This is a genomic window from Crossiella sp. S99.2, from assembly GCF_023094165.1.
Classification (GTDB): Bacteria; Actinomycetota; Actinomycetes; order Mycobacteriales; family Pseudonocardiaceae; genus Crossiella.
Window position 1 is genome coordinate 526903 of the sequence record NZ_JALMDK010000007.1, and the last position, 12879, is coordinate 539781.

A 12879-nucleotide genomic window follows, 5' to 3' on the forward strand; every position below is an offset into this window, starting at 1 on the left:
CGGCGTAATGCCGAGGCCGTACCGGTCACCCAGTAAGGCCCCGTGGGCTGGGGTCAGGCGCGACGACGCCCTGACCCCAGCCCACGACCATGTCAGCCGTGCGGCCCGCCACTGACGTAAAGCACTTGCCCCGTAACAAAATCCGCATCCTCAGCCGCGAAGAACAGCACCGCCCGCGCGATGTCATGCGGCGTCCCGATCCGCCCCCGCGGAATCGACTTCGCCTGCACCTCCAGGTGCTCCGCCAAGGTTCGCCCAGCCCGAGCCGCGCTCACCGTGGTCATCGCGGTCTGCACCACCCCGGGCCCCACCGCGTTCACGGTGATCCCGAACGGCGCGAGGTCCAGCGCAGCCGCCCGGGTCAACCCTTCCAGGCCAGCCTTGGCCGCGACGTAGTTGACCCGCTCGTCGTCCCCGAGCGCGGAAATGCTGGAAATATTGACGATCCGCCCCCAGCCCGCCGCCCGCATGCCCGGCGCCGTTGCCTTGAGCAACAGGAAACTGCCCCGCAAATGCGTGTCCAGCACTGAATCCCAGTCGGCAAGCGGCATGTCCAGGACCGGGTTGTCCCTGGCAAACCCGGCGTTGTTGACCAGGATGCCCACTGGTCCCCAGGCCGCCGTCACCTCGCCAACCGCTCGGTCGACACCGCCGGGATCACTGACGTCAGCGGACACCGCCAACGCCGATCCACCGGCCGCCCGGATCTCCTCGACCACCCGGGTCGCGGCCCTGTCCACCCGGTCCAGCACCGCGACCCGATGCCCCAGGCCCGCCAGCGCCTGCGCGATACCCGCTCCAATACCGGACCCACCGCCGGTGACCACCGCTACCCGTGACTGCATGCCCGCATCCTGCGGACGGCCCACTCGCCACCACCAGGTATTTAGCTGGAGCTGTGGCTGTCCACGAGCCGATCGCCCCGATTTCGGGCAGCATGGACCGGGAACACGACACCGGTGGGGGAGTCCGATGATGCCTGTTCGCGCCGCCGCGGCCCTGTGCGCGCTGCTGCTCCTGAGCACGCCGAGCCAAGCCGCCGCGGCCCCCGATCCACTGCGGGAGGCGGTTCAGCGCGACACCACCGCCCTGGTCGCCACCGGCGTCATCGGCGCCCAGTACCGGGTCACCCGCACCGGAGCGTCCTTCCCTGTCGGCGCGGGCACCACCCGGCTTGGTGGCAACCAGCCGGTCCCGCTGGACGGCCGATTCCGCATCGGCAGCATCACCAAGACCTTCGTCGCCACCACCACCCTGCAACTGGCCGGCGAAGGCCGCCTGGACCTGGACGACCCGGTGTCCCGCCACCTGCCCGGCCTGCTGCCCTATCCCGAGGTCATCACGGTCCGGAACCTGTTGCAGCACACCAGCGGTCTCTGGGACCACATCGCGCCGATCGGCGAGTCCCCCCAACTCTTCCTGGACCGCCGCTTCGACCACCGCACACCCCTGGACGCCGTGCGGGCAGCCACCCAGCGCCCACTGGAACACCCGCCGGGCGCCAAGTTCGCCTACACCAACACCGGCTACGAGGTCCTGGCCCTGCTCATCGAGAAGATCACCGGCCGCCCGTGGACCGCGGAGGTCCGCCGCCGAATCCTGCAACCCCTGCGCCTGTCCCACACCCGCACCCCGAGCGACCACCCGTTCCTGGACGGCCCCCACGCCCACGGCTACCTCCGGGTGGACGGCCGCCTCCACGACGTCACCACGCACAACCCCACCGTCTGGGGCGCCGGCGGCGGCATGACCTCCACCACCGCCGACCTGGACCGCTTCCTCACCGCCCTGCTGAGCGGCCGATTGCTGGCCCCCGCCCAGCAGGCCGAACTGACCCGCACCACTCCGGTCAGCGAAGGCTGGGGACTGGGTCTCCGCGGCCTGACCTTCCCCTGCGGCGTCCAGGTCTGGGGCCACACCGGCGGCCTGTTCGGCTATCTCAGCCTCGCTTTGAGCACCGCTGACGGGAGCAGGCGGATTATCGGGTCGGTCACCACGGTGGACACAGAGGCTGACGGGGCGGCCTACCTCAAGGTCGTGCAGACCGCGCTCTGCGGCTGAGGCCGGTCACCAAATCGGTTGGCCCCCGACCGCGGAGCTGGCATGCTGCCCGGGTCCAGGGGTGGGGGAGGACGCATGGCTGTGTTCGCGTGCGCGCAATGCGACGCCGTACTGACCAATCCGGTATCGCGTATCGCCCTCCCGGTGCACGCCCACCAGAGCTACGGGCACACCCTGCTTCCCGCACTCATGGAGCCGGGCACCTACGCCGTCGACCCGGAGCCCGCCGGCCCGCCCTGGCGGCGCTGGAGCGAGATCGGCGAGGACGCGGCAGCCGCGCGCGGTGTGTTCGCGCCGATGTACTCCCTCTCCTGCGGCGAACCGGGAGCGATCGTCCTCGCGCCGGGTGACCTCTACGGCACCGTCCTGATTCCCGACCGACTGGACGGCTACTGCCTGGGGGTGGCCGGGAGCGACGGCCCCAACCTGGCCTGCGAGCGTTGCGGACAACCGGTCGCGACCCGCATCGACGACTGCTCGTACTGGCAGGAGGCCCGGCTCGCCCCGCACGCCGTGCGTCAACTACCCATCGCCGGACCCGCGGACCGACCGCTCGGTTGGGCGGAGCTGGTGGCGGCGAGTGAGCCCTTCCCGCCAATCGATCTGTCCGGGTGGAGCGACCCGCGCTGGGAGGCGGCGACCGGGATGACGCTGGCCTTGCTCCTGGCAGCATCAGACGGCGCACCCGTCACCGTCCCCGACGGCCCGCTCGCGGACCTGTTCCGCCGCCCACTCGACGCGCTGCTCCCGCCGGGCCCACCGGCGAAGCGGGCGGCCCTGGCCGGACCCGGCCTGCCCACCGCCGCCGCGGACATCGCCCTGGTGCCACGCCACCCGCAGACCGGCGAGCCATGGCAGCCGCAGAGCACCGCGATCCCCGTGCCGCTGGCGGTCGAGGTGTGGACGCACCTCGTCTTCCACCCCGTGCAGCGGCCGATTCCGGTCAGTGGCGGCCTGCCCGTGAGCGTCCTGCGCGACGATCCGCTGCCGCGGCATCCACTCGGCCCGACCCGGCCTGACCTGGACGTATTCCGGCACACCCTGGCCCGGCTGCCCGCCGTCCGGGAGCCGTGGCTGCGCAAGATCTACGAGCTGGTGCGGGAGCGGCCGTACTCCGTCCCGTTCTAGCCTGGCGTCACTTCCGTCGCCGCAGGTGAAAGTGATACCGGATGCTGGACTACGGCCTTGACCTGTCCACTGTGGACCGTGCCATCGCGCTGCCCGACCTGGTGGCCGAAGGCGAGGAACTGGACGCCCTGGTCTCCGCGCACCCCGACTGGTCCCAGGCCACGCCGGCCGCGGGCTGGACCATCGCCCACCAGATCGCGCACCTCGCCATCGCCGACGAGAACGTGCTCACCGCCATCCGCACCCCGGAGGCGTTCGACCTCGTCCTGAAACAGGCCGAAGCCGCGGGCAGCGACCACGCCGACCTGGACGCCGCCGCGGGCGCGGCCACCCCGCGTTCGGCACTCCTGGAACGCTGGCGCACCGGCCGAACCGAGCTGGCCGCGGCCCTCGGCGACATCCCACTGGACCACGCGTTCCCGTGGTTCGGCTCGCAACTGACCGCAACGCTCATGGTCCCGCTCCGGCTGATGGAAACCTGGGCACACGGCCAGGACATCTTCGACACCCTCGGTGTCCTCCGCCAACCGACCGGTCGGCTCCGGCACATCGCCGCACTGGGCGTCGTAGGCCGAGAACTGTCGTTCTACGCCGCCCAGCTCCCCACCCCACCTGCGCCGTTCCGCGTCGAACTCACCGGTCCCGACGGCGAAACCTGGACCTGGGGCCCCGCGGACGCCGACCAACTGGTCGGGGGCAGTGCGCTCGACTTCTGTCTGCGGGTCACCCACCGCAGGTCCCTGGACCAGACCGGCCTCACCGCGGTCGGCGTGGACGCGCGGAAGTGGCTGGAGATCGCCCGCGTATTCCTGTGACGGCCACACCCTAGGGATTTCCCTGGCCCGTCCCCCCAAGACTTGCCACGCAGGTCCCACGGGAAGGGTCGAAACCATATGCCGGAAGACAGCAAACTCGTCGACTACCTCAAGTGGGTAACCGCCGATCTGCACGACACCCGGCGGCGACTCGAGGAGCTGGAGAGCGGCAGGCAGGAACCCGTCGCCATCGTCGGCATGGCCTGCCGGTTCCCCGGCGGGGTCGCCTCGCCCGAGGACCTGTGGTCGGTGCTGGCCGACGGGGCGGACGTGATGGCCCCGTTCCCCACCGACCGAGGCTGGGACCTGCGCATCCTCAGCGGTGACGGCGAGGGCCACAGCGCCACCGACCGGGGCGGATTCCTCACCGGGGTGGCCGATTTCGACGCCGGGTTCTTCGGCATCTCACCCCGTGAGGCCCTCGCGATGGACCCGCAGCAGCGCCTGCTGCTGGAGACCGCCTGGGAGACCTTCGAACGGGCCGGTATCGACCCGCACGCGGTGCGGGGCAGCAAGACCGGCGTGTTCGTGGGCACCAACGGGCAGGACTACTCCGAACTCGTGCTGCGCGGTGGCGAGGATGTCGCCGGGCACGCGGGCACCGGGCTGGCCGCGAGCGTGGTCTCCGGCCGGATCGCCTACGTGCTCGGCCTGGAGGGCCCGGCGGTCACCATCGACACCGCCTGCTCCTCCTCCTTGGTCGCGCTGCACTCCGCGGCCCAGGCCGTGCGGTCGGGGGAGTGCTCGCTCGCCCTGGCCGGTGGGGTCACCGTGATGTCCACCGCGATGGGCTTCGCCGGGTTCACCCGGCAGGGCGGGCTCGCGCCGGACGGACTGTGCAAGGCATTCGCCGAGGGCGCGGACGGCACCGGCTGGTCCGAGGGTGTCGGCCTGCTGCTGGTGGAAACCCTGGCTGACGCGCGCCGCAACGGGCACCAGGTCTTGGCGCTGCTGCGTGGGTCCGCGGTGAACTCCGACGGCGCCTCCAACGGGCTGACCGCGCCGAACGGTCCGTCCCAGCAACGCGTTATCCGGGCCGCGCTGGCCGCCGCCGGACTCACTCCGTCCGATGTGGACGCCGTTGAGGCGCACGGCACCGGCACCCGGCTCGGCGACCCGATCGAGGCCGAGGCCCTGCTCGCCGCCTACGGGCAGGAGCGGGAAATCCCGCTCTGGCTGGGCTCGGTCAAGTCCAACCTGGGCCACACCCAGGCCGCCGCGGGCGTGGCCGGTGTGATCAAGATGGTGCTGGCCATGCGGCACGGTGTGCTGCCGCAGACCCTCCATGTGGACACCCCCTCCAGCCACATCGACTGGACCGCGGGCGAGGTCCGCCTGCTCACCGAGAAGATCGCCTGGCCGGACACCGGACGGCCGCGTCGCTCCGGCATCTCCTCCTTCGGCATCAGCGGCACCAACGCGCACATCGTGCTCGAACAGGGCCCAGCCGAGGAGCCCGCCGAAGCCGAAGCACCGCCGGTCAAACCCGCCGCATTGCCCTGGCTGCTCTCCGGCCGCAGCCCCCAAGCTCTGCGCGCCCAGGCCGAACGCCTCCTGGACCACCCCGGCGACCCGGTCGACCTCGGCTACTCCCTGGCCGCCACCCGCAGCCGCTTCGAGCACCGCGCCGTGGTCATCGGCGACGGCGAGGAGCTGACCGCCGGACTGCGCGCACTGCTCGACGAACTCCCGAATCCCGCGCTGGTCAACGGATCCACCGGCAAGACGGGCCGGATCGCCTTCGTCTTCCCCGGCCAGGGCGCGCAGTGGGTCGGTATGGGCAAGGCGCTGCTGGACGAGTCGCCGGTGTTCGCCGCCAAGATCGAGGAATGCGCGGCCGCGCTCGCCCCGCACACCGACTGGTCGCTCACCGAGGTGTTGCGCGGCAACGTGGACACCGCCACCCTCGACCGCGTTGACGTGGTCCAGCCCGCCTCCTTCGCCATCATGGTCGCGCTCGCCGCGATCTGGCAGCAGCACGGCGTGCGGCCGGACGCGGTGCTCGGACACTCCCAGGGCGAACTCGCCGCCGCGGTCATCGCGGGCGCACTCGACCTGCCCGCCGCCGCCCGCGTGGTCGCGCTGCGCAGCGCCGCCATCGCCCGGCGGCTGTCCGGACACGGTGCGATGGCCGCGATTCCGTTGCCCGCCAACGAGGTCCGCGAGCGCGTGGCCGCACTCGACGGCGTGGCCGTGGCCGCGGTCAACGGCCCGCGCTCGGTGATCATCTCCGGCGCGGTCGCCGGGGTGGAATCGTTGGTCGAGTCGCTGATCGCGGACGGTGTCAAGGCCAAGCTGATCAGCGTGGACTACGCCTCGCACTCCCCGCAGGTGGAGACCATCCGCGAGGAATTGCTGGCCCAGCTCGGCGATCTCCAGCCGAGCACGCCGACGATCCCGCTGTTCTCCCCGGCCACCGGCGCCTGGGTCACCGGACCCGACTTCACCGCCGAGCACTGGTTCCACAACCTGCGCGGCGAGGTCCGTTTCGACCCGGCCGTGCGCCAGCTCCTGAGCGAGGGTTTCCGCACCTTCATCGAGATCAGCGCGCACCCGGTGCTCACCCCCGCGATCACCGAGATCGGCGAGGACACCGGCGAAACCCTGCTCGGCGTGGGCACCCTGCGCCGCGAGGACGGCGGCACCCGCCGGGTGCTCACCTCCCTGGCCGAGGCGCACGTGCGCGGCGTCCAGATCGACTGGGACCCGGCCTTCACCGCCGCCCAGCCACGCAAGATTTCCCTGCCCACCTACCCATTCCAGCGCAACCGCCACTGGCCGCGCGCCGCCGCCACCAGCGCGGTGGACGTCACCGCCGCCGGACTCGGCCGCGCCGACCACCCCTGGCTGGACGCCGTGGTCGAACCCGCGGGCGGCGAGCAGGTCGTCTGCGTCGGCAGGCTCTCCCTGGCCGGACACCCCTGGCTGGCCGACCACGTGGTCGGCGGGCTGATCCTGTTGCCCGGCACCGGTTTCCTCGAACTCGCCGTGCGCGCCGGTGACCTGGTCGACTGCCCCACGGTGGAGGAACTCACCCTCGCCGTGCCGTTGTTGTTGCGCGCCACCGACACCCTGACCATCCAGCTCACCATCGCCGCCCCCGACGCCGACGGGCGTCGCGAACTCGGCATCTACGCCCGCCCCGCCGGCGACGCCGACACCCCGTGGACCCGGCACGCCAGCGCCATCCTCAGCCCCGAACCGGTCGCCGAGCCCGACCGGCTCGCCGAATGGCCGCCCGCGGGCGCGGAACCCGTTGCACTGGAAGGGTTCTACGACACCCTGGAGTTCGGCCACAAGTTCCGCGGCCTGCAATCGGTGTGGCTGGGCAAGGACGCGGTCTACGCCGAGGTCGAACTGCCTGGCACGGAAGAGGACAACGGCGGCTTCGGCCTGCACCCCGCCCTGCTGGACGCCGCCCTGCACGCCGTCCCCTTCGCCACCAACCCCGACCCCGGCAGCCGCCTGCTTCCCTTTACCTGGAACCAGGTTTGCCTGCACGCCGCCGGTGCGGCCCGGCTGCGAGTGCGGCTCACCGAGGCCGGTCCGGACACCGTGTCGCTGACCGCCACCGACACCACCGGCGCGCCCGTGTTCTCCGCGGCCTCGCTGGTGCTGCGCTCGGCCGCGGCCGTCAGCACCGCCGCCCCGGTCGCCCGCGACGAGCAGGAATCGCTGTTCCGCCTGGACTGGACCCCGCTGAGCACCGAACTGCGCGCGACCGAGGCGAGCTGGGCCATCCTCGGCGGCGACATCTTCGGCCTGGCCTCGGCCATCGAACTGATCGGCGGCCGGGCCACCACCTACGTGGACACCCTGGCCGACCTCGCGGGCAGCGTCCCAGAAATCCTGGTCGTGCCACTGCAAAGCAACCCCGGCGCCGAGATCGTCAGCACCGCGCACCAGCTCACCGCGCAGGCCCTGGAGATCATCCAGCACCTCACCGCCGACGCCGCGCTGGCCCGCACCCGGGTGCTGTTCGTGACCTGCAACGCCGTCTCCGGCGGCGCCGACGACCCGGTCCGCGACCTGGCCGCCGCCCCGATCCACGGCCTGGTCCGCTCCACCCAGTCCGAACACCCCGGCAAGTTCCTGCTCATCGACCTGGACACCGAGGACAGCTCGGCCGCCGTGCTGCCCGGCCTGCCCAGCCTCCTGGAAGACGGCGAAACCCAGGCCCTGGTCCGCGACGGCGCCATCCGGGTCGGCCGCCTGGCCACCCTGGCCTCCGGCTCCGGCCTGCTGCCGCCCACTGAAGGCCCGTGGCGCCTGGACACCACCGGCCACGGCAGCCTCGACGCCCTTGTCCTGGCAGCAAATCCGGACGCCGAACGCCCGCTCACCGGCCGCGAGGTCCGAGTCAAGATCACCGCGGCGGGCGTCAACTTCCGCGACGTGCTCAACGCCCTCGGCATGTACCCCGGACAGGCCGGAGCCTTCGGCGCCGAGGCCGCGGGCGAGGTCGTCGAAATCGGCCCCGAAGCCACCGAACTCCGGGTCGGCGACCGGGTCTTCGGCATGATCACCGGCGGCTTCGGCACCCACGCGGTCGCCGCCGACGAACGCTTCCTGACCGCGATTCCGGCTGGCTGGACCGAGGAGACCGCGGCCTCCATCCCGATCGCCTTCCTCACCGCCTACCACTGCCTGGTCGACCTGGCCGAACTGCGCGCCGGCCAGTCGATCCTGGTGCACGCGGGCGCCGGTGGCGTGGGCATGGCCGCCATCCAGCTGGCCCAGCACCTGGGCGCGGAGGTCTTCGCCACCGCCAGTGCGGGCAAGCAGGACACCCTGCGCCAACTGGGCGTGGCCGAGGACCACATCGCCAACTCCAGGGACACCGACTTCGCCGCCCGCTTCGGCGCGGTCACCGGCGGACGCGGCGTGGACGTGGTGCTCAACGCGCTCTCCGGCGAGTTCGTGGACGCCTCGCTGCGGGTGCTCGCCGAGGGCGGCCGATTCGTGGAGATGGGCAAGACCGACATCCGCACCGCCGAGGACCTCGACGGCCGCTGGTACCGGGCAATGGACCTGGGCACCGTGCACCCCGAGGAGATCCAGCGCCTGCTGCGCAGCCTGATCGAGCTGTTCGACCAGGGCGAGCTGCGGCCGCTGCCGATCACCCGCTGGAACGTGCGCCGCGCCAAGGAAGCCTTCCGGCACCTGAGCCTGGCCAAGCACATCGGCAAGGTCGTGCTCACCATCCGCGGCGGTATCGCCCCCACCGGCACCACCCTGCTCACCGGCGGCACCGGCACCCTCGGCGGCGCCCTGGCCAAACACCTGGTCACCGAGCACGGCGTGCGCCGCCTGCTGCTGGTCAGCCGCCGCGGCCCGGACGCCCCCGGCGCCGCCACTCTCCGCCAGGAACTCCAGGCTGCCGGCGCCGACGCGGATATCGTTGCCGCCGACATCACCGACCGGGACGCGCTCGCCGCTGTCCTGAACGGCATCCCGGCCGAACACCCGCTCTCCGCCGTGGTGCACACGGCAGGGGTGCTCGACGACGGCGTGGTCACCAAACTCGACCCCGAACGGCTGCGGAAGGTGTTGCGCCCCAAGGTGGACGCCGCCTGGCACCTGCACGAACTCACCCGCGACCACGAACTGAGCGCGTTTGTGCTCTTCTCCTCGGTGGCGGGCGTGACCGGCAGCCCCGGCCAGGCCAACTACGCCGCCGCCAACGTCTTCCTGGACACCCTGGCCGCACACCGCCGCGACCAGGGCCTGCCGGCCACCTCGCTGGCCTGGGGCTTGTGGGCCGAACGCAGCGAGCTGACCAGCGGCCTGGACGAGGGCCAGGTCCGCCGGATCGACTCCTCCGGCCTGCCCGAGATCTCCACCGAGCAGGGCATGCGCATGTTCGACTCGGCCACCGAATCCGACGAACCGCTGATCATCCCGATCAAGGTCGGCAAACGCGTGGCAGGCCAGTCCACCGCGGTCCCGGCGTTGCTGCGCGGCATCATCCAGGGCGGCCGCCGCTCGGCCGCCGCAGGCACTCCCGCCCCCTCCGGCCTGCGTGACCGCCTGCGTGCCCTGGGCGCCACCGGCCAGGAAGAACTGTTGCGCGACTTGGTGATCACCCACGCCGCCGCCCTGCTCGGCCACCACGACCGAGCGGGCCTGGACCCCGAACGCGGCTTCCTGGAATCCGGCTTCGACTCCCTCATCGCGGTCGAACTGCGCAACAAACTCGCCGACGTCACCGGCCTGCGCCTGCCCTCCACCGTCGTCTTCGACACCAAAACCCCGGTCGCCCTGGCCCAGCGCCTGCGCTCCGAACTTGCCGAATCCGTCAGCGTGGGCGGCGGTTCCAGCAACGGCAACTCCGGTGGCGGCGGCGCCGCGGACACCCTGGACCAGCTCTTCGCCGACGCCGTGCACACCGGCAAGGTCCGCGAGGGCCTGGGCATGCTCAAGGCGGTCGCCAACCTCCGCCCCACCTTCGACAGCCCAGCAGACCTGGTCGCCCTGTCCAAGGCCACCATCCTCGCCGACGGCCCGACGGCTCCCACCATCATCTGCGTCAGCTCCCCGGTGATCACCGGCGGCGTGCACCAGTACGCCCGCATCGCCGCCCACTTCCGCGGCCGCAGGCGAGTCAGCGCCCTGCCCCTGATGGGCTTCGCCGACGAGGAACACCTGCCAGCCACCGGTGACGCCGCCGTCCGCGCGGTCGTCGAAAGCGCCCTGGAAGCCAGTGAGGGCCAGCCTTTCGTCCTGCTCGGCCACTCCTCCGGCGGCTCCATCGCGCTGGCCGCGGCCGGTGTGCTGGAACAGGTCTGGGGCATCCGGCCCGAGGGCGTGGTCATGCTGGACACCCTCAGCGTCCGCCACGACGGCGAGGGCAGCGACTTCGGCCAGATGACCAACTACTACCTGGACAAGATCGGTTCCTCGCCGATCACCCTGTCCACCGCCCGGTTGTCCGCGATGGCCCACTGGTTCAGCAAACTCGCCACCATCGACGTCCTGGAATCCACCGTGCCGCGCCTGCTGGTTCGCTGCGGGCGGGATCTGGACGGCAACACGGTTGGCGAATTGCCGGAGTCGGCGGTGCCCGCGGGGGAGGTCCGCACCATTGACGCGGACCACTTCTCGCTGGCCAAGGAGGACTCCGGGCGGACCGCCGAGACGGTCGAGCAGTGGGTGGGCTCGCTGGTCAAGGCGTAGGCCGAATGCGGGCAGGAGCGCGCGGAAACCGTGCTCCTGCCCGATCTTCCACCTGTTCTTGTCTTTTTGTACAGTGATCCGCGCTGTCTCAGCGAGCATGATGGTCGGAGTAACCGATCTTGTGTTCTAGGAGGCCAGGTGCTCGGCATTCAGGAGATCTCCGACCGGCTGGAGATCCAGAGCCTGTTGACGGCGTACTCGACCGCGATCGACAGCAAGGATTTCGCCGCCCTGGACGAGGTTTTTGTTGCGGACGCGCATATCGACTACACCGCCTTCGGCGGCATCGCGGGCAATTTCCCCGAGATGAAGGAATGGCTCGCGCAGAGCCTGGCGATGTTCCCGGCCACCCAGCACCTGAACGGGAACCTGGACATCCGGGTTGACGGCGACCGGGCCACTGGGCGGCTGATGTGCCTGAACTCGATCGTGTTGCCGGGCGCTGAGCAGCGGGTCGCGCTGCTGGGCATGTGGTACACCGACGAGTACGTCCGCACGCCGCAAGGATGGCGGATTGCCCGGCGTGGCCAGGAACGCAGCTGGGCGCAGGGACTCGACCTGCCCGCCCCGCCCGCACAGGAGCAGTTGTGAGTAGCGCAGAACCGGAATTCAGCCACTTCGCCAACACCCGGCCGCAACATGGACGCTGGACGATCATCGGTGTCGCGGGTTCGGCGGATGACCCGGGCGTGCGGTCGGTCGAGGTCTTCCAGGGCTCGGATCACCACGAACCGCGACTGGTGCTCGCCGCCGAGGACGTGCCGCGGTTCGTCGCGGGCCTGATCGCCACGGTCATGCCCGGCGATTTGACCGCGGTCGAGGACTGACCGGCCCGATTGCCCGTTCGTACCCCTTGTCCTACCTCGAAAACCCGCTCGGCCGCCGCTGAGTGTCTCCCGGTGCTAACTCTTGATCTGCCGCGCCTGCGGGCCAAGATCAACGCGCGAACAGCTTGGGAGACAAGCACATGCGACGGACCATGTTGGGCGGGAAGATCCACCGCGCCACGGTCACCCAGGCCGACCTGCACTACGTCGGGTCGGTCACCATCGACGAGGACCTGATGACGGCGGCGGGCATCGTCGAGGGCGAGCAGGTGCACGTCGTGGACGTCAGCAACGGGGCCAGGCTGATCACCTACGCCATCACCGGTGAACGGGGCAGCGGGGTCATCGGCATGAACGGCGGCGCCGCGCACCTGGTGCAGCCCGGCGACCTGGTCATCATTCTGTCCTATGTGGAGCTTGAGGACGCCGAGTGCGCCGGGTACCGCTCGCGCGTGGTGCACGTGGACGGATCCAACGCCGTGCTCGCCCTTGGGCGCGACGCTGCCGAGCCCGTGCCGGGAGACACCGAACTGCGCTCCGGCGCGGTCACCGCGGGCTGAGCCGGGAACGAAAAAGCCAGGCGAGGCAAGAGAAACGCCGCTGTGACCTTGGCGATCACCGTCTCGCTGGCGGTGCTGCCTGCCGCGGCGGAGGCGGCACCGCGGTGCCTGCCTCGCTGACCGCTGGACCGGCCGTGCGGTCGGCGGCGTGATCCGCACCCCCGTACCACTTGGGCCAACTGGTACGCCCACTTGAGCCAAATCGGCGTACCAGTTGGCCCAACTCGCCGTCCAGAACGGCCAACACACCGTACGACAGGGTGGTTTCTAGGGGTCGTTGCATCGTCTGAGGTCAGGAAGCACGATGACCTT

8 protein-coding genes are annotated in these 12879 nt (G+C 71.2%); 7 read left to right on the forward strand and 1 reads right to left on the reverse strand.

Annotated features, from left to right (window positions below; all coding sequences use genetic code 11):
- Nucleotides 1-92: 92 nt before the first annotated feature.
- Nucleotides 93-869: an SDR family NAD(P)-dependent oxidoreductase gene (locus MZC64_RS28480; RefSeq protein WP_308301082.1), complete on the reverse strand. Its 777-nt coding sequence runs from the start codon at nucleotides 867-869 to the stop codon at nucleotides 93-95.
- 106 nt (nucleotides 870-975) lie between these two features.
- Here MZC64_RS28480 and MZC64_RS28485 point away from each other — a divergent pair, with 106 nt between their 5' ends.
- From MZC64_RS28485 to panD, 7 genes are all read left to right on the forward strand, one after another.
- On the forward strand, nucleotides 976-2061 hold the full coding sequence (locus MZC64_RS28485; RefSeq protein ID WP_247761684.1) for a serine hydrolase: 1086 nt from the start codon (nucleotides 976-978) through the stop codon (nucleotides 2059-2061).
- Between the two features lie 75 nt (nucleotides 2062-2136).
- Complete coding sequence (locus MZC64_RS28490; RefSeq protein ID WP_247761683.1) at nucleotides 2137-3189, forward strand: hypothetical protein; 1053 nt, start codon at nucleotides 2137-2139, stop codon at nucleotides 3187-3189.
- A 41-nt stretch (nucleotides 3190-3230) separates the two neighbouring features.
- Complete coding sequence (locus MZC64_RS28495) at nucleotides 3231-4004, forward strand: TIGR03084 family metal-binding protein (protein ID WP_247761682.1); 774 nt, start codon at nucleotides 3231-3233, stop codon at nucleotides 4002-4004.
- Between the two features lie 78 nt (nucleotides 4005-4082).
- Nucleotides 4083-11180 (forward strand): type I polyketide synthase, encoded by a 7098-nt coding sequence (locus MZC64_RS28500; RefSeq protein ID WP_247761681.1) that lies wholly within the window; start codon nucleotides 4083-4085, stop codon nucleotides 11178-11180.
- A gap of 138 nt (nucleotides 11181-11318) precedes the next feature.
- Entirely contained in the window at nucleotides 11319-11771 is a 453-nt protein-coding gene (locus MZC64_RS28505) for a nuclear transport factor 2 family protein (protein WP_247761680.1), read from the forward strand.
- Nucleotides 11768-12007 (forward strand): hypothetical protein, encoded by a 240-nt coding sequence (locus MZC64_RS28510; protein WP_247761679.1) that lies wholly within the window; start codon nucleotides 11768-11770, stop codon nucleotides 12005-12007. Before MZC64_RS28505 ends, MZC64_RS28510 begins: the two co-directional genes overlap by 4 nt.
- A 140-nt stretch (nucleotides 12008-12147) precedes the next feature.
- Nucleotides 12148-12567, forward strand: a complete 420-nt coding sequence (panD, locus tag MZC64_RS28515; protein ID WP_247761678.1) for an aspartate 1-decarboxylase — start codon at nucleotides 12148-12150, stop codon at nucleotides 12565-12567.
- Nucleotides 12568-12879 lie beyond the last annotated feature (312 nt).